Annotated in this window: 13 protein-coding genes; 12 read left to right on the top strand and 1 reads right to left on the bottom strand. The window is 67.3% G+C overall.

Annotation, left to right across the window (positions count from 1 at the left end; all coding sequences use genetic code 11):
- Nucleotides 1-143: 143 nt before the first annotated feature.
- From FFS51_RS12970 to FFS51_RS12945, 6 genes are all read left to right on the top strand, one after another.
- Nucleotides 144-752 (top strand): hypothetical protein, encoded by a 609-nt coding sequence (locus FFS51_RS12970; RefSeq protein ID WP_137878587.1) that lies wholly within the window; start codon nt 144-146, stop codon nt 750-752.
- A 390-nt stretch (nt 753-1,142) separates the two neighbouring features.
- A complete protein-coding gene (locus tag FFS51_RS12960; RefSeq protein WP_137878585.1) occupies nt 1,143-2,153 on the top strand; it encodes a hypothetical protein in 1,011 nt (336 codons plus the stop codon).
- A 140-nt stretch (nt 2,154-2,293) separates the two neighbouring features.
- A complete protein-coding gene (locus FFS51_RS12955; RefSeq protein ID WP_171006194.1) occupies nt 2,294-4,630 on the top strand; it encodes an ATP-binding protein in 2,337 nt (778 codons plus the stop codon).
- A gap of 122 nt (nt 4,631-4,752) precedes the next feature.
- Entirely contained in the window at nt 4,753-6,513 is a 1,761-nt protein-coding gene (locus FFS51_RS12950; RefSeq protein WP_171006193.1) for an FtsK/SpoIIIE domain-containing protein, read from the top strand.
- A gap of 179 nt (nt 6,514-6,692) precedes the next feature.
- Complete coding sequence (locus FFS51_RS14760) at nt 6,693-6,854, top strand: hypothetical protein (RefSeq protein WP_171006192.1); 162 nt, start codon at nt 6,693-6,695, stop codon at nt 6,852-6,854.
- On the top strand, nt 6,845-7,333 hold the full coding sequence (locus tag FFS51_RS12945; RefSeq protein ID WP_137878582.1) for a hypothetical protein: 489 nt from the start codon (nt 6,845-6,847) through the stop codon (nt 7,331-7,333). The genes FFS51_RS14760 and FFS51_RS12945 overlap by 10 nt, the downstream gene beginning before the upstream one ends.
- Here FFS51_RS12945 and FFS51_RS12940 read toward each other — a convergent pair.
- Nucleotides 7,307-8,431 (bottom strand): hypothetical protein, encoded by a 1,125-nt coding sequence (locus FFS51_RS12940; RefSeq protein WP_137878581.1) that lies wholly within the window; start codon nt 8,429-8,431, stop codon nt 7,307-7,309. The genes FFS51_RS12945 and FFS51_RS12940 overlap by 27 nt on opposite strands.
- Nucleotides 8,432-8,571: 140 nt before the next feature.
- On the opposite strand from FFS51_RS12940, the gene FFS51_RS12935 reads away from it, so the two are divergent.
- The 6 genes from FFS51_RS12935 to FFS51_RS12910 all read left to right on the top strand — a co-directional run bounded on the left by FFS51_RS12935 (nt 8,572) and on the right by FFS51_RS12910 (nt 17,671).
- Complete coding sequence (locus FFS51_RS12935) at nt 8,572-9,729, top strand: hypothetical protein (RefSeq protein WP_137878580.1); 1,158 nt, start codon at nt 8,572-8,574, stop codon at nt 9,727-9,729.
- 1,115 nt (nt 9,730-10,844) lie between these two features.
- A complete protein-coding gene (locus FFS51_RS12930) occupies nt 10,845-14,063 on the top strand; it encodes a hypothetical protein (RefSeq protein WP_137878579.1) in 3,219 nt (1,072 codons plus the stop codon).
- A 186-nt stretch (nt 14,064-14,249) separates the two neighbouring features.
- On the top strand, nt 14,250-15,107 hold the full coding sequence (locus FFS51_RS12925) for a ribonuclease H family protein (RefSeq protein WP_137878578.1): 858 nt from the start codon (nt 14,250-14,252) through the stop codon (nt 15,105-15,107).
- A complete protein-coding gene (locus FFS51_RS12920) occupies nt 15,104-16,120 on the top strand; it encodes an ArdC-like ssDNA-binding domain-containing protein (protein ID WP_137878577.1) in 1,017 nt (338 codons plus the stop codon). Before FFS51_RS12925 ends, FFS51_RS12920 begins: the two co-directional genes overlap by 4 nt.
- On the top strand, nt 16,117-16,698 hold the full coding sequence (locus FFS51_RS12915; protein ID WP_137878576.1) for a hypothetical protein: 582 nt from the start codon (nt 16,117-16,119) through the stop codon (nt 16,696-16,698). Before FFS51_RS12920 ends, FFS51_RS12915 begins: the two co-directional genes overlap by 4 nt.
- A 7-nt stretch (nt 16,699-16,705) precedes the next feature.
- Nucleotides 16,706-17,671 (top strand): hypothetical protein, encoded by a 966-nt coding sequence (locus tag FFS51_RS12910; RefSeq protein ID WP_137878575.1) that lies wholly within the window; start codon nt 16,706-16,708, stop codon nt 17,669-17,671.
- The last annotated feature ends 195 nt before the right edge of the window (nt 17,672-17,866 follow it).

The raw sequence follows: 17,866 nt of genomic DNA, 5'->3' as shown, positions 1-17,866 counted from the left end.
GGGGAGTCGTGTCGTGGCGGCATCTGAGCCGATCCGTGGTCGACGGCGCTGCAGTGCACGCCGTTGTCGGCCGTCCTCGCCGATGCTCGGGGATGTTGCCGCAGGGGTTTGCGGGTGGAACCTCACCCGACTAGGAGAACCGCATGTCCCAGACCACGATTGACACCGCTGACGGATACGACGAGAGCGGATTCCAGGAGCCTCACGAGGAGGAGACGTCCGCCTACCTGCAGACCGGCGACGACAATTTCGACGAGGACAGCCTCGACGAGATCGTGACCGAGGACGAGGTTGCCGAGCAGGACAGCGACGTCAAGGCGGCAGCCAAGCCGCGGCGCCACGGACTTCGGCAGGCCGCCTCGAAGGCGATCGCCAAGTACGTCGAGCTCACCGAAGCCGACAAGGAGGACGTGAAGGTTCTCGCCGTTGTCCTCGGTGTGAAGGACGACCCGGCAACGCTCGCCGCGGCGATCATCGCCAGCCCGCGCGTGAACGTCAGCGCCATCAACGACATCCTCACGCTGGCTCAGCTGGCGAAGGACTCCGCTTTCGCCGCCGCCGCCCGTGCGGTCGCGCTCGAGCGGGAGCAGATCCGGCACATCTGGGCGGTCCTCTCCAGTGTCGGTGCGACCACCGGCAACCTGCCTAGCGATGAGACCAAGGCGGCGCTCGGCGTGGCCGAAGCGATCGCCGGCTTGAAGGCCGTCCCGCTCGACCGTCTCGAGCGCGTGCGCACCCTCGTCCGCAAGTAGCCCGCCGATGCCTCGATGCCGGTCGTGGCGTTACCACGACGTCCGACACCCGACGCACCTCCCTGCAGGGTCGTGCCGTCGGTGTTGGACGCCGTGCCACGTACGGATCGACCGTCATGAGTGGAGCGCGGGACGGCGCCGGTGCGAGGAATGCGTGGACGCACTCCTCTTCTGCCCGATCGTGGACGTCCGACGTGCCCTCGCCGCCGAGCCCGGTCAGACGCGCGACGTGCTCCAAGCGCTCCGCACAGACTCCGACGGGCGGGCAGCGCTGGCCGCCGAGCGCGCACTGCTCGCGCTGACCCTTCCCATGCCGGAACTGCGCAGGATTCGCCGGCGCAAGAGCAAACGCCACGTCCGAACTGGTCGCGGCAGGAATGTGTGGTGAGCATGGCCAAGCGCGCACGCCGCTCCGTGTGGGAGCTCGAGGGTGTCGAGTACAACGCTGACGCACCCAGCGTGAAGCGGTCACGCCGAACGGAACGCCGCTTCCGGGTCACGCTGACGCTGCTCGCGTTCGTGGCTGTCCCGTTGGCGGTGCTCGCCGCCCTCGCGACGCTCGCTGCCGCGACGACACCACCGGCCTCAACGGATCCGTCCGCCGCGTCACGGTCAGTGAACGACTCGATCGGGAAGGCAGCCGCGGTCACCGCCGTTGACTCGTGGCTCGCCTCGACTCCCTCGCCGCTCCCGGGTGGGCAGATCATCTCCTGGGACGGCTACACGGTGGAGGACCCGCCGGCGCCGACGGATTCCTCGACCACCGCGACCGCGTACCACTTCGAGACCCACACGTTCACCGCGCTGCGCGCGGGAGCCCTGTTCACCGTGACAGTGCAGGTGGCTGTTGACGGCGCCGCGGCCACCGTGACCGCTTCCCCGTCGCTGACACCGCTCGCGAACGCCACCGTGCCCGGGACCATCGCGACGTGGTTCGGCTACAGCACAACCACACCGTCGGCGAACGTCAGCGACGCGGTGTCGGCGTGGGCGAAAGCGTTCACCTCCGGAGACCCGGGCGCGTTGCGGCGTGCTGTGGCGGACAAGGACGAATCCCACTCCTACGTCCCGCTCGCCGGTGTCTCGTCCATCGCGAACGTCAACGTCGTCACCTCCGGGTACCGCCCCGTTCAGGGGCAGACCGCTCCCCCGTCGACGGTGATCGTCCGAGCACAACTGTCCATCTGGTGGACCGGGCAGCAGCAGCCCACCACCGGGGGGCAGAGCACACCCACCCCGATCAGCTACGACCTTCTCGTGCAGGACGCAGACACCGCGTCACCCATCGTTGTCGCCTGGGGCGGCCCGGGAACGGGGCCAGCACTCCAGGCGTACGGCAACGCGCTGACCGGTGTCACGATCACCAGCACACCGGCTCCGACAAGCGACGGAGGGAACTGATGTCGAAAGCTCAACGGGCGGCGGCGGAGATCCCCACCCGGCCGCAATGGGAGACACGAGCCCGTCGGCCTCTCCGCGACGGACTGTGGCCGGGCACCGACAACTCGATGTGGTTGTGGCGCGCCGTCCCCATGGCGTCCGTGACCGACGCACGGTCACCCGAGGATGCGGTCAACGTCGGGCTGCCGCTGTTCGCCGCATACGAGGAGATCGCGGCCATGGCGGGTCGTGGCGGCCATCGCTCCCGGGTGAAGAAGACCTACCGGCAGACGCACGCGCTGCTGCTGAACGTGCCGACCCTGTACGAGCCACCCCGGGACTCGCGTATCCGGGACTACCTGTCACGCGAGTACGGTCAGCAGACGGTCATCCGGCGGGTGCTGCTGTTCGGCGTGAAGCTGAAGACGAGCGTAGGCACCGGCGGGTGGCGATCGGCTATCGAGTCCGTGTCGGAGACGCTGCAGTACGGCGGGGCGCCGCTGAGTGACTACGACCGGGATCGCGAGGAGGTCGCGACCGCGCTCTCCCGCGCGGGCTTCGCCATCCCAGAGGCCGCCGACCTGCACCTCGCTGACTCGTGGTGGAACCATGGGAAGTCGAAAGGCATCCCCGTCCTCCCCCACGAAGAGCATCTGCACTACTTCCGCACCGTCGAAGCAGCTCATCGGGCGCGGGAAGTGGACCTGTTCGACTGTTCAGGCTGGCCCGCCCAGCAGAACGAGTACGCGATCAGCTTCGCTGCGGTCGAAGACTTCGATCTGAGATACGCCGACGCCCGCCAGCCGGACGCCCAGTGGGTGACGTCGCTGCTCGACCAGGACGCGCGGGTCATTTCGATCCGAGCGCTGGTGGAGCCCGCGCACGTCACGCGGAACGAGCTGCGCGGTCAGCGCAAGCGCTACCGTGACGAGCTCGGCGAGCTGCAGGCGCAAGGCAAGCTCGACCGTCAAGAGCTCCTCGACCGTGAGGCGGAGCTCGGGAGCGTGGAGAACGGGTACGCGCAAGGAGGCCCGGCAACGCTCACGGAGACCAGCGTGATCGTCGGGTTCTCCGGTGTGGTCTCCGACATCGAGAAGCTCGCACCGAATGGGCTGGTGCTCTCGAGCATGCTGAATCGGCAGGCAGCAGCATGGCACGAGACGATGGTCTGCTCAGCCGTTCGCGCGAACCCCCTCCTCCATGACCTGCCGGACACGACGATCGCGTTCAGTGCGCTGCCCTCCATCTCCCGGGCAGGGGACTCCAACGGAGCGTTCCTCGGACTGACGGAGCGGGACCGTCAGCCGGTGTACCTGTCGCCGACGGCCGCGGTGGCGGCCGGAGAGGACACCTACCCCCTCCTCGGCGTGTATGCCGCGTCAGGTTCCGGCAAGACCGTCCTGGCGCAGTTCCTCGCGGACCAGTTCCACCGGATGGACGCACCGCAGCTGGTCATCAACCCGAAGCCGGGGGCGCCGCTCGGCGAGTTCACCAGGGCACCTGGGGTCCACCGCGCCACTCTTGGCGACTACGCCTCGTCCGACGGAGCTCTCGACCCGTTGAGGACAATCTCGGATCGGAACGAAGCGATCACCAAGGCCGCGTCGATGATCGCGGCCGTGAACCCGTTCGGCCCCGACATCGCCCGGCACATGACGGAGATCAGCTACGCGATCGCGTCCGGTGTGGCGGCAGGTGCGACCGCCACCGGCCAGGCGCTCATGATCGCCCGGGAGAAGGGAATCATCGCCCCCGATATCGCCGACACGATCTTCAAGTTCGCCGAGGTCTTCCCCACGTTCCGGGCAACGTTCGGGATGCTCCCCACCACGAAGGCACTGTCCCTCTCGTCGGGGATGACGATTGTCGAGGTGGGAGACACGAGCTTCGACCTTCCGCCGGACAACTTCACCGGAGACATCAGCGCGCACTCCTCCCCGACCGTGCGCACGTCGATGAACATCATCCGAATGCTGATCTGGGGAGGGATGGCGGCGCTGCGCGGCCGTGACGGCGTCATCCACTTCGACGAGTCCTGGATCATGGAGAAGGCCGCGCCCTCCGACCTCGACCAGGTCGGTCGCCTCGCACGGACGTGGGGTGTTCTGCCGATCCTCTACACGCAGAAGCCGTCCCTGCAGCTGTCCATCGGCTTGAAGGGCTACATCTCGCGCGGGCTCATCGGGCACATCAAAGACGAGGATGAGGCACGAGCCGCCCTCAAGATGTTCGGCCTCGAGGACAACACGGCCCTCCTCCGGCGGATCACCGCGGAACGGTACCTCTCCGACGGCGCCGGCTTGAACTGGGACAGTCTTCGCGCCCTGCGCGACGAGCGCGGCGGTCTCGCTCGCGGATCCGTCTTCCTCCATGTGGATCTTCGGAACAGGGTCGCGCCTGTCGAAGTGACCCTCAACCCTGACTTCCTGCGGCTCGCTTCCACGAGCCCGGAGGATGTCACACGACGACGGCGGCGTGAGGAGCTCCGTGCCGTGTGACACACGCCTGGCTGCACGCTAGGCGCGGGCGGGCCGCACTGATCTGTCGGGGATCGGCGGCCCGCCCGTTCGTTGCCGCAGGGGTTGTGAGATGGGGCATGCCGCCCGTGGACGGAGGAGCAGTGGCGATCGAACGGCTTCACGTGCCCGTCGGCGAGAACTTCGATCCGAACGCGTCCCAGCACTTGGAGGTGCTGCTGGCGAAGGTCGAGGAGACCGGCCGCGGGACGGGCTGGGAAGTGCAGTCTCTGGGCACCGTGGACGGCAAGCGCACGGTGACTCTCACACGGCGAAGCCTCCTCACCCGTGTGGACCTTGATCAGGACGCGCAGCGAGGTAGTAGCTCGTACAAGGTCGAGTTGAAGCGCGGGACGAAGCCCGCTGACGGCGAGAAGGTCGCCGCCGACCTGGAGATCGATCCCGCTCACGCCGGCTACTTCATGACCAAGTTCGACCCGTTCATCAACCAGGCGACGCTGACTCGACTGAACGAGGCGGAGCTGCGCTGCCGGAGTGCGTGCGCGAACGCTCTGGGGGTGAAGCCGTGGGATGTGCAAGTGCGCGGGCGCCGGGACGGCGGGTTCACGTTGACGCTGCCCGCTTCGTACACGCCGTCCAAGCACGACGACAAGCTCACCGAGGTCGCCGAGCTCATCGTCGGCCGGCCCGGCTGGTACTTCACCAGCAACCCTTCAACTCTCACCGCCGAGATCATCCCGTCGATCCCGCCGACGTTCGCTCCGATCGTCGGCTACCCGCTGGAGATCCTTCCTCGCCCGGCGGGTGAGTCTCTCGCACCGCTCCCGATCGGTGAAGCTCTCGCTGATCGCGGCGATCAGGCCAACGAGACGATGTTCCTCGACTTCGCGGCCGCACCGCACATGCAACTCGGCGGTATCGCTGGAGCCGGTAAGAGCACGACTCTCAACGCGATCATCGCCGGCGCTCTCGGTGCCGGCGCGGAGCTCGCGATCATCGACGTGCCCCAGAAGGCCGTCGACTTCGATGCGTGGCGTCCGTTCGTGCGGCCCGGAGGGTGGGGGTGCGAGTCGTACGAGGAGAATGCGACCACACTCGAGCTTCTCTACCGTGAGGGTGAGCGGCGGGCGCAGGTGTTCAAGCGCTACGGCGTGAAGAAGCTGTCCGAGCTTCCCGCGGACCTCCGTGAAGGTATGCGCGAGGTGGTGATCGTGGTCGACGAGCTCACCGGTCTGTTCAGCATGGACACCGTTCCGAAGCGGCTGGATGGGGACGATCCTCTGCGGCGTGAGGCGGAGTCACGGAACTACGCACGTGAGCTGATCCGCACCTACATCGAGAAGATCGCGGCGGAGCAGCGGTTCGTGGGTTACCACCTGGTCGTCTCGACACAGGTCGCCACCACGAACACGGGCATCAGCACCGCGTTGCGCACGAACCTCCCGCACAAGATCATCCTCGGGCCGCGAGCGACGGAAGCGAACCGCCGTCTTCTGCTGACGGACGTCACCTCCGCGCCGACCGTGCCGGAGCACATTCGCAACGACGAGGCCGCGTCACGAGGTGTCGGAGTGGCGGAGCTCGCGGGGCAGCGACCGCGAATCTTCAAGTCCTACTTCTCGAGCGAGCATGAGCTGATCAACGAGCTGCGAAGCCGCGGCGTCCGGGAGCTCGACCCCTCCCAGCTCGATGCCACACGGCCGTCCCCGAAGGATGTGCACACGCGGTTCCCTGATCTCGCGGATGTTGTCGCCTCGAACCATGACCGTGAGCAGCCTCAATTCGGTCGTGGCCCTCGCACTCTCGAGGCGTGGGAGGTTGACCCCGAAACTGGTCAGCCTCTGACCGGCTTCGCGCGCGCGAACGCCGCCCGACGTGCCGTCACGGAAGCGGCGCACGGATGACGCGGGAGGTCGTGAAGAGCGCTTCGCGCGCCGAGCCGCGCCCAGTGAACGGCATCAGTGTCGCCGGTTCCCCGGAGAGCAGAGTCGACGGCTGGCTTCTCGCCGTCCCGCTACCGTCCGCGCCTGAGGTCGAGCGCCCACTCCGCGCCCGGCGGGCGTCGCCGGCTGACCGTGTGTGGGTGATGTTCCTGCAGCGCACTGTCGCGTGGATTCCGTGGGCCCTCGTCGTGACCGGGCTCGTTTCTGCCGACGACATCGTCGACACTCTCACCGCCGAACTTCCGCTCGAGATCGTCGTAGCGGGAATGCTGTCCACCACTGAGGAGATCCCATGGACCTGACTTCGACTCGGCCGCGTTACGTTGCCCTCCGCATCTCCGATGCGGCGCAGTTCGCCGGCGACACCATCAGCGACGTTGTCGATCAGCTGATCCCCGGTCACGCCCGAATGGCTGACGTTGAGCAGCTCGCCGCCCGCCTCGACGCGATCGCGGATGCTGCAAACCTCGCGCAGGGCCTGATCGTTGCCAGCGTGAGCGACGGGACGCTCTCCGAGGACGCGCTGAGCGTCCTTCTGCACGACCGCCGGCAGGAGGTCGTCGACCTCGCCGAGTGGAAGTCGAACATCCCCCTTCTGCTAGTGGCGTCCGGGTACGCGCCGTACACCAACCTTCGCGTCCCGACGGGGCCGAGCGTCGTTCTCCTTGACCCGGCCACCGAGCGAAGCTTCCTTGACGCTCTCGGAGCTGTGGGCGGGGTGGAGCTCTACATCGCACCAGGCGCGGAGTCGGGCTCAGATGCTGAGAGCGGCGAGAGCTGATCCGAGGACCCGGTCGACATCGTCGACGGTTCGGACGGAAGCTCCGAGCGGGGCGTCGGGGAACTCGATGGCTTTCCGGGCGATCGGCTCCCACAGTTCCGCGTCCGTGCGGCGCTCACTCTCGGCTTCCGTGTCGGTGCGACGGTCCATGTTGTCGTGCGCGCGTCGTGCGGCGTGCATCTCCGCTGTCCAGGAACGCTCGAGGTCCATCACCAGAGATGACCAGCCGGTTCGCCTGCTGAGCGACTTCAGCGCCCGACGCAGTTCGAGCCGGACGGCTTCCTGTGGGCGGGGAGGGAACGTCACACCTGATCGCACGATGCCGACAGCGACGGCTGGTTCGCCGTCGATGAGGGTGGTCGCGTGATCCGCGGTGAAGTCGAGCCACAGGTCCATCAGCCGGTCGTCGACGTCCATCTGTTCCCAGCGTGGGTTCCCGTTGCAGAGGTCACGGAACGCGATCAACGACTCACGGATGAGCTCAGCCCCGTCGGGGGCGTCGATGACGTTCTCCACCCACCGACGATCCGCTCGAGTGCGGAGGTGAACGGCGGGCACATCCCTGAGGCTGCGCAGGATCGCGCCCACGCGGATGACCCGCTCGTACTTCGTGTGCCCTTCCGCCTCCCACTCGTGCAGCTGCTCCGAGAGGGTCTCGGCGAGGTCCTCATCCGCGGCGCCCAGGTAGGCGTCCTCGGCCGACTGGACGATGAGCGCTGGGGGCATGGTGATACGTTCCTCGAGCGAGCCCGAGCTGGAGGCGCGTGCACGACTGCGGCGCACTTCGGTCACACCCGATGGCACGCAGGATCGCGCGAAGCTCTGCACCCATGCTGACGGGCTGATCGTCTGAAGGTGGGTGAGAGGGAAGCTGTCGGCAGCGAGAACCTTCCGCTCGATCGCCCTGATCACATAGTCCGCGATCTGCTCGCGCTCGGTGGTGGGGAACCGTCTGCCGCTCTCGAAACGGGCGATGGCCCGTTCGACCGTCGCGTACGCCGGGTCGAGGAGGGCTGCCAGGATGTCGATCCGTGCCCGCAGGTCCTCGACCGGCCGAGTGATCGCCAGTTGCACGGCAACGCGGACTCGCTCGTTCATGTCGTGCGTGTCTGGGGTGACAGGTGCCATGCCACCCACATGCGCGGTGCACGAAAGCATCTGTTTCAAGAAACGTGTGCACACCGCGCATATGGGGGTCAGCGCACAACCGATGCGCGATGATGACTGGAGGAACGATCATGGGAACCACGGACAGCGACGAGATCACTGAGGCTGCTGCGCCTGCGGGCGTGGGGGTGTCTCAGCCGCGCCGGCGCTTCTCGAAGAAGCAGGTGATCTGGGCCTCAGCGATCGCTGTGGCCGTCGTCGGTGGAGGTGCTGCGGTCGCGGTGCCCGTCACGATCACGAACGTGCAGACGTCGGCCGCCCTGTCCACCTTCCAGGCGGCGTCCGCATCGCTCACCTCGCAGCGCATCGCTTACATCGCGGCGCTGGTCGCGAACAAGGATCGGGTGAAGGCCGCGTCGGCTCAGCTCGCGACGCTCCACGAGATCCTCGCGTCGGCGTCGACGGTGCCGCTGGATCCGTCGACGGCGAACTACGACCTCGCTCAGCTAGTCAGCTACTACGAGGGGACGGTGTCGGGGAGCACGGCTGTCGTGGCTGAGTTCCCGGGTGCGTCTCCTTCCAGTTCCGTGGATGAGCTGCAGGCGGCCGCGGCAACCGACGATGCTCAGGCGTCGAAGGTTCAGGCGGCCACGCTCGCGGCCTCGGCGGCGACGCAGCGCATCGATGATCGGTATGCGGAGGTGTCCGCGAAGCTCCAGGCCCTCATCGCTGCAGCGTCGAAGGCGGGCGCGGCGACGACGTTCAGCGGCAGCGCCGCTGCAGCGTTCCAGGCGTCGGTGTCCGCTTTCAACGGTGAGTCTGGTGCTGACCTGAGCGTCGTGAAGTCGAAGTTCGACACCTACGCGTCCGCGTACGCTGCGGCTCAGGCGGAGGCGGCGGCTGCCGCCGTGGAGCCGCCGGTGTCGAAGGCGCCGTCGAGCTCATCGAAGGGGACCTCCGGGTCGTCGTCGAAGGGATCCTCGTCGGGCGGCAGCTCCGGGAGCACGGGTTCCGGGGGCGGCAGCTCCAGTTCTGGTGGCAGCTCCAGCTCTCCGTCGACGGGCAGCAGCTCCACGGGTTCGGGCGGCTCCAGTTCGGGAGGCTCCACGTCGGCGCCGCGCGGGTCGATCTTCGAGGGCGCCGGCGCGTGCCAGGGCACGGGCGGCAGCGGCTGGGCGAACTGGGCGTCGTCTCAGTCCTACCCGAAGGGTGCGATCAACGTCCGCGTGGCGTTCGAGAACCCCGGCGTGAGCTGGGGAATCAAGTGGGACTGCAACCTCGGCTTCTGAGCGAGCGGCGGGAGGTCTCATACCTTCCACATGCGCGGTCCCGCGCCCCATCCGAAGGTCACGGAGAGCAGCCTTGACCGGGTGACACGGGCGCGGGACCGCTGCCGTTCTGCCCGTCCTGTTCGCGTTGTCGTGTGGTGGATGTCGGTGTGGGGGTGGATGATGTTCGGGCACTGCTCTGGGCGGCTGTCACCGCGAGTTTCCGATATGAGATCGGCACGTGGGGAAGCGTCTGTCGGTGCTGTGCGGTGGTACGGGTGTGTGTGCGTTGATGTGACGATACGGAATGGTTCCTCCACTGCATGGCAGCGTGTTCCCGTCGCATCCTGACCCCTGACGGGCTCTGATTTCACTCGAAAATCGGGGCCGGTGGAGGGGTATTCGTCGTGTCCGGGCGTGTTTTCGGGGTCAGATCGGTGGTGTCGGGTGGATTCGGCCGCCACAATTCGCTTTGCGTTCCCTATGACCGCGTCCTCGGGCGGGGATGCCGGCGGTGACCGTGTGAGGGGTGCCGGCGGCTCCCGAGGGCGTTTCGGGGTCTGAATCACCCGTTTTCGGGGGTTCTGGCCCGCCCGGCCCAGCGCCGGTCCAGAACCCGATGCCCTGTTCTGCCGCGGAAAATCAAGGGTCGGCCCACCCGGCCCTGACCCTGCTGGGCCGGGTCTTTCCCTACTCCCGACTGGGATCGAAGCCCCACCCCTAGAAGAAGAAGAAGAGATAAGTAGTTCTCCTCTATCTATCTCTCTCTATGTCCACCGTTCGGTGGCTCACATATGTCTTCCCTCTCCTATATGTCCTCCGGAAATGCCGGGCCGCCGGGCCGACCCCCAAAATCGACCCCCGATCCCAGTCGAGAGTAAGGAAAGACCCGGACCGGCACCCGCCGGACAGCACCGGGCCAACCGGGCCGGGACGCACGGCGCCGCGCCAGACCCGGCAGCTCCCCACGATCACCCGCGAGTGAGATGACCGTGCGACAGGCGGCGCGAGCCCACCGTTCGCGAGTTCACTTCCGCGGGCCCTGCGCGATGTTGCCGCAGGGGTCTGTTTGCGGAAGGGGTCGCCACCCCCTCCGCAACCGCCACCGCAGGTCAGCACTGCGGGAGAGGACCACCATGAGCAAGCCCCGCCACATCACCCGAGCCGCTCTTCGGCGCGCGCAACGACTGAGCACCCGAGTGCGACGGATCATCGCCGGCATCGCCGTGGCTGTCGCGATCATCGGCGTCAGCATCGCGATCGTTCCCGCCGCCGACGCGGCCACCCCGGGCGTCGGATGGGGCAACTGGAACAACGGCACCTCCGGCTACTACCCGTACAAGGGAACGTTCACGACGCAGTCCACCGGCGCACGATCCGTGTGTGGTGAGATCGGCAAGGCGGTTCCCAGCAGCGGCGACTCCTACATCGGCGTCCAAGGAACCGGGTGGATCAACGCGAACCTCAGCACGAGCTGGGGAGCTCACCCGAACGTCAACGACAACCAGGTCGCGGGCCTGAATCGGGTGATCCAGGAGAACGTCAACACGGGCGACCGCAACACGGCAGCGGCGCTCGAGTTCGCGGTGCAGTCCAGCCTGTACGGCGGCTACTTCGACACGTCCGGTAACAGCCACCCATCCCTCTGGGATCTCGTGAACTACACCTTGGTCCGCTCCGCCGGCAGCGCGAACGTGAATACGATCACCTCGATCGCCCAGAACCTCATCAACGAGATCAACTCGACGACCGCCGGCTCCGGCGGAACGGGCTCCGGCGTTCTCAACTTCGTCGTCGACCGGACTGACAACTACAACGGCACCGTGACGATGAACGGCACATCCGGGTCGACGGGAACCATCACCCTCACCAACGGCAAGTTCCTCTCGACCGGCACCAGCACCCTCAACGGAGCCGTGGAAGGTGCCAGCTACCAGGTGACAGGAGTGCCACCGACGACGGACGGCGCCCCGTACAAGATCAGCGGTAGCGGAACTTTCACCGCCCCCGGGAACTCGGGATACGCACCGAACGTGGGTGTGTACCTTGCCGCGTCCGGGCAGCAGTCCTCCCTCGGCGTCGGCGGCATGGTCTCCAACCAGCCGTTCAACGTCTCCGGCATCGACCCTATGGAGCGCAGCACCGTCTTCCAGCCGGTGCTCACGACCACCGCGACCCAGTTCGTTGCGCGCGGGGATGTCCCGACCGACCAGGTCACGTTCTCGACGACCGCTGATGCGAGCGGGACGAACAACCCGTGGTTCGTGTCCCCCTCCGGTAACTACGCGCCGATCCTCGCGAACGGCACCCTGTACGGACCCTTCGACACCCCACCCGCCCAGTCGACGACGGTGCCCGCTGGAGCACCCGTCCTCGGACACGCGACGGTGACGACAAGCCTGCAGAACGGGCCCAACGTCGCGTACACGGCAACATCCGACACCCCCGCAGCGACAAGCGGCTACTACACCTGGGTCTGGTCGATCGACTGGAACAACCAGATCGCAGGCGTGCAGGCGACGATCCCTGGCCCAGCCTCCGGAGACCCGTCGCAAGCGCCCTACTTCTGGAGCGACGACTTCGGTCAGAGTGTCGAGACGAGCGTCACCCCCATGCGGATCGCCGCGGTGTCGCAGCTCACGGCGCCGACCATCGAGCTCTCGGGGCAGTCGACCGACACGCTCACCGTGACAGCGGACGGCTACTGGTTGAAGGACTCGACGGGCGCGAACATCCCGATCACCTTCCGCGGCACCGCCTACTTCGTTTCGGGGGCCACCGCACCGAGTGTGTCCGCCTCTCCCCCGGCCGGCGCGACATCCCTCGGATCGGTCACACAGATCGTGACCGCGCCGGGCCAGTACACCCCGCCGAGCATCACCGCCCCCGACGCGTCAGCAGGGTTCATCACCTGGGTGTGGCAGATCCGCACCGCGGACCAGCCGATCGCCTATCGCGGGTACGTGGAGCCGTGGGCTGACCAATTCGGCCTCGGTCCTGAGACACAGTCGATCGCGATGCCAGCGGTCAGTACCGTCGCGGAGCCCACCGCGTACGCAGGTCGAGGGTTCACGGACACGGCGACGATCACGGGTACGCTTCCGGTGGGCGGCGCGAACCTGCACTTCGAGCTGTACGACGGCGTCAAGGACAGTTCGGGGGCGTGGGTGTGCGCGGCCGCGAACCTCGCATGGACGAGCCCGGTGGTGGCCGTGAGCGCGACGGGCGACGTCACGTCGGCGCCCGCACCAGGTCAGGCGCCCGGCACGTACAACTGGGTCGAGGTGCTCACATCCAACAGCGGGAACGTGATCAGCCGTGGTGCGTGCGGTGCGTCGACGGAGCAGACTGTCGTGTCTGCTCCCGCAGTCACCACCTCGGCGACCGCCGGCAGTGACCTGACTACAGCGATCGGCGATGTCGCCACGGTGACCGGCGAGCTCCCCGAGACGGGGGCGACGTTGAGCTTCACCGCGTACCGGGTGCCGATGACGCAGACCCCCAACGGAAGCTGGGCGATCGACTACCCCGCCTCGAGCGGGACACCAGCGCCGACACCCTCAACGCCCGCGCCGTCCGCCACACCAGACCCGCAGGCTGGAGCGACCCCGGACCTGTCGTGGGCGTGCACCCCAGCGAATGAGGTTTTCAGCGACCCGGGACAGCTCATCACGACCGCCGGCGAGCATTCGAGCGCGACATTCGTTCCCTCGGAGGGCGGGAAGTACCTCTGGGTGGAAACGCTCACCTGGCAGCCGCCGGCAACGTCCGGTGGCCCGACACCTGCAGCCGTTGTCCTGCACAGCGGCACGTGTGGGGTGCTCGCTGAGACCTCCCACGCCTTGACGGTGACGACCCACGCGGCCACGGACGACGGCACGGGAACCGCGGCCGCCGGCGCCAACCTGTGGGACACGGCGTCGATCACCGGGTATGTCCCTGAGGGCAGCACCGTGAACTTCAACCTGTACGTGGTGAAGAAGGGGCAGGCGCCGGTGTGCGACGCGAGCACTCTGGTCGCGACCCTCGCCCCGACGACAGCGAACCCGCAGCCCGGCGGCTACTTCCCCGCGGCATCGCCATACTCATTGACGAGCGAGAAGTGGAAGAACAACGTCGACTTCGACTCGGTCGGATACTTCGTTGCCGTCGTCACCGACTCCCTCGGCCGCCAGGTCGCTGCAGGTGAATGTGGTGACCCGAACGAGACCGCGAACGCGAATGCTGCTGTGGCGTTCATCGCCGCCACAGGTGGGTTCGCTACAACGTCCGTCGTCGTCATCTCCGGCTGCATCGCCGCCCTCGGCGCGATCAGTCTGCTGATGATGCGACGGTACCGCCGCAGCCGCCGCTGAGGCTGCTGGCCGCCTAGAAGGCCGCGACGTGCTCTGGCGAGGGCACGTCGCGGCCTCACCGCGCATGTGTGAAGGATGGACATCACCATCCCCGCTACGCCCCGTCCACGACCACCTGCGGTCGATGTTCCTCGGGGTCTGACGATCGATGTTGTCACGGCCAAGTCAGCGCATCATCTCGCGTGGGTGGCTCGCACGTCCGCCGGAGCGACGCGACGGTTCATCCAGCCTCGGAAGGCTGGCTCGCTGGTCGTCGCGACGCTCGTGACGAGCCTGGCGAAGTGGTTCGGGGCGTTCTCGGAGCCGGAGATCACCGTCCGCGTCTTCAACGGGATCGTGCGTGATGCGTTGCGTGAGGCGGGGGTCGAGAACATCACGTTCGCGCACGGTCTTCAGTACGCCGCCGCCCAAGACTGGGCGCTCGCGACGAAACACGACCTGGCCGGCGAGCTCGAGCGCCTCGAGGAGGGCATGCGTGCCCGCCGAGTCATGTACGGGGCGACGGACGGCGCACGCCATCCTCGTCACGGGAATGGCGCGTTCGCGTGGGTGAACGTGTACGGGGACTTCATGGTGGGTCGCGCACCCGGCGGGATCCTTGACGCTGAGGTCGCGGGCATCCTGTCGTTCGTGAGGAACATCCCCCACCACTTCGGCAAGGCGGTCGTGTTCGTTGACAGTCTCGATGCGATCGCCGCCCTCCAGGATGGCAACGCCCGCATCTGGATGCAGAACGACCAGGAAGCGCTCATGGAGACGCTGCAGCGTCTGCGAACCGGGTCGCTGGAGCTGATCTGGGTGCGTAGTCACCAGGGGCACCCGCTCAATGACCTCGCCGACAGGCTCGCGCTCATGCGCCACCGCGCTGTGCGCAACGAGCTCACATCTCGTGAGATCGACCATGCGGCGCGTCAGATCGTTGACGGTGAGCGGGAGAAGCTGCGTTCCATCGCCTGGGACCGTGAGCGTTCGAAAGCGTTGAAGCTCTGGCGGGAGCACACCGCCGCGCACGTTTCGCTTCTGCCCGCACACATGGAGGTATGACGACCAACGTGGACATCCGCGGGAACCGGCACCGCCCTGCCGGCTCGACCCGCGGCGGCCAGTTCTCCGAGAAGACGAACTCCGCACCAGCGGACCAGCTCAGCGATCCTGCGCCATCAACACCCCTGCTCCCGCTCGCTCAGCGATTCGAGAGCGTCGAGGAGAAGCTGAAGGTGATGCAGTCGGAGCTGGAGCGATCCGTCGAGGCCCTGGGTGACGATGACCAGTGGCTGGCTTACCTGAGGATGATGGGACGTTTCCACCGCTACTCCTTCAACAACCAGCTGCTCATCGGTGTCCAGCGTCCGGACGCGACCCGGGTGGCAGGGTTCAACACGTGGAAGAGCCTCGGTCGCTCCGTCCGAAAGGGTGAGCGTGGGATCGCGATCCTCGCACCGAAGGTGGTGAACGCGAAGGACGAGAACGGCGCACCGGAACTGGACGCGAACGGGAAGCCTGTCCGTCGCGTCGTGGGGTTCACGGCTACGACAGTGTTCGATGTCTCTCAGACCGACGGCGAGGAGCTCCCGACCGCGCACGAAGCGCTGACGGAGGAGCCACCTGCCGGCTACATCGACGATCTGACAGCGGCGATCATCTCCCACGGCTACTCCGTCACGTACGAGCCGATCTCCGGCGGCGCTCACGCGTACACCGCGACGGACGGAAGCCACCGTGTCGTCGTTGACGAGTCCCTCGGTGAGGGAGACCGAGCGACCGCCCTCGCGCACGAGCTCGGACACATCGTCTGCGGGCACACCGACCAGATGGACGAGTACCACACCGGCCACGGCGGACACCGCGGCCGTATGGAGGTGGAGGCCGAGAGCTTCGCGTTCGTGCTCTCCCGCGCCAACGGCATGCAGACCCACCTGCGTGGCGCGAGCGAGTACGTCGCCGGCTGGCAGTCGAAGGAGCCGGGCGCGCTCCGGGAAGTCGGCGAGACGATCGCGAAGGCGACGAAGTCCGTTCTGACGGGCACGCAGTGGCGCAACGCGGGAGAGTTCCTGTGAGCTCGTCGACGTTCGTCGACGCGTACGGGAACCATCACCGTTCGAAGGGTCTGTGCGCTGGCCAGTTCACCGCGAAGCCTGAGCGTGCACCGCAGGATCCGCTGCGGGACGAGCGCCCGCTGGACTGGGTGAACGTCGCCATGTCCGACTACCGGTTCGACCCGCGTGCCTACCTCTCTGGGCTTCCCGTGCAGCTTCCACAGCGCGTGACCGAGTCCGCGCTGGAGCTCGGCGCCGGCGACGGCTGGGGGCAGCATCTGGTGATCGCTGCAGACGGACCAGCATCGGAGTTCGACGTCCACGGGTCTCCCGACGGCACCCCGGTGCTGGTGACGTTGGAAAGCGGCGTCGCGGACCTCAACGTTCGCGGCGGCCGGGTTGTCGTCCACGCCCGCAGCGCCGACGGGAACTCTGTCACCGCGTGGGGCGATAGCGAGGTCGTCGTCATCTCCGAGGACGTGAAGCTCAGCGTCAGCGCGGAAGACCGCGCCCGCGTCATCGCACTCGGCACGGGCCGCCGGCCGCGCACATTCGCAGGGACGTACACGTCGCCTGGCGGAACCTTCATCGAAGGGTAGCGACCATATGGGTACCGTTGACGCCTCTGGGAACCGGCACGAGCCGGCAGGATCATCTGCCGGGGGTCGGTTCGCCGGGCGCACGTCGTCCGCGCCGACCTCGGAGCTCGAGGAGAAACCGACGCTCAGCGAGCTCGCCCCGTCGGCGATCGATGACGAGCTCGCGGCGCTCTACGAGTCCGATGTCGTCCACGTGCTCGCGATGGCGAGAAACGAACGCTATCTCGCTAGCTCGATTGCCCGGCGAGAGAAGACGACCTCAGAGTCGGTCCTTCGGGATCTCGATCGGGAGATCGCTCGCCTTCAGGCGTCGCTGGAGGCGGCTGAGAAGGAGAGGGCTGTTCTCGCTCTGAGGATGCGCCCGTTCCATGATGAGTTCCGACGGCGCGGCGGGTGGCCGCGAGCGTTCCTGGTCACCGGCGGTCACCTCCACTCCGGAATGTCGTGCTCAACGTGCAACCGGGATGGTGCGGTCACACGGTTCGCGTGGATGACGGAGCTCTCAGGCGCAACGGAAGATGAGATCGTGCAGGCAGCTGGCGAACGCGCGTGCACGGTGTGTTTCCCGAGCGCGCCGATCGACGTTCTCCGCCGCCCCAGCGCGCTTCTCACCCCCGACGAGCGCACGGCCGCCGAGGAGCGGACTGCCCGCGCTGAGGCGCGTGCTGCAGCCGCGGCCGCGCGCGAAGCGAAGGCGATCACTCAACCGGACGGTCGGCCGCTTCGACACGGCTACCGGGAGGCTCGCACGCTGGTGACCGCGGAGCGCGAGCTCGTCGACGCGATCGAGACGTACGAGCTCGCGGACAGTCGCGGGCACACGATCCGGAACCGTGAGCATGTGGCGGAGATGCTCGAGTGGCGGGACATGCTCGTGGAGGCGATCGCTGCGAAGACGGGTGTGCCCGCTGATGAGGTGAGAGCTGCCGCTTCGGTGAAGGCGGAGAAGAAGTTCAAGCGCGACTACCGGTGACCGTGTCCGTTTGGGGTGCGTTCATCGCGACGCCGTGCGGACGGGTCTTTCGAGACGCCGAATCGCACGTGTGCAGGCTCCACTGTCAGTTCTCGCGCTCGCCTGCACTAATGCTCAAGGTCGATTGCACGGCTGTAGGCACCGGGTCACGACTGGGCGTTCTCCTTCTCTCCGGGCTGCGTGACTTGCCTGGGT

The organism is Microbacterium sp. 4NA327F11 (genome assembly GCF_005503465.1).
GTDB classification, from domain to species: Bacteria; Actinomycetota; Actinomycetes; order Actinomycetales; family Microbacteriaceae; genus Microbacterium; species Microbacterium ginsengisoli.
Note: the sequence above shows the minus strand (reverse complement) of the source record. Positions and strands in the feature narration are given on the sequence as shown.

What these genes read in the sequence shown, in the direction of transcription:
- FFS51_RS12960 (WP_137878585.1), top strand. Translation starts at nt 1,143, where the DNA reads ATGGCCAAGCGCGCACGCCGCTCCGTGTGGGAGCTCGAGGGTGTCGAG.
- FFS51_RS12935 (WP_137878580.1), top strand. Translation starts at nt 8,572, where the DNA reads ATGGGAACCACGGACAGCGACGAGATCACTGAGGCTGCTGCGCCTGCG.
- FFS51_RS12970 (WP_137878587.1), top strand. Translation starts at nt 144, where the DNA reads ATGTCCCAGACCACGATTGACACCGCTGACGGATACGACGAGAGCGGA.
- FFS51_RS12930 (WP_137878579.1), top strand. Translation starts at nt 10,845, where the DNA reads ATGAGCAAGCCCCGCCACATCACCCGAGCCGCTCTTCGGCGCGCGCAA.
- FFS51_RS12940 (WP_137878581.1), bottom strand. Translation starts at nt 8,431, where the DNA reads ATGAACGAGCGAGTCCGCGTTGCCGTGCAACTGGCGATCACTCGGCCG.
- FFS51_RS12945 (WP_137878582.1), top strand. Translation starts at nt 6,845, where the DNA reads ATGGACCTGACTTCGACTCGGCCGCGTTACGTTGCCCTCCGCATCTCC.
- FFS51_RS12920 (WP_137878577.1), top strand. Translation starts at nt 15,104, where the DNA reads ATGACGACCAACGTGGACATCCGCGGGAACCGGCACCGCCCTGCCGGC.
- FFS51_RS12910 (WP_137878575.1), top strand. Translation starts at nt 16,706, where the DNA reads ATGGGTACCGTTGACGCCTCTGGGAACCGGCACGAGCCGGCAGGATCA.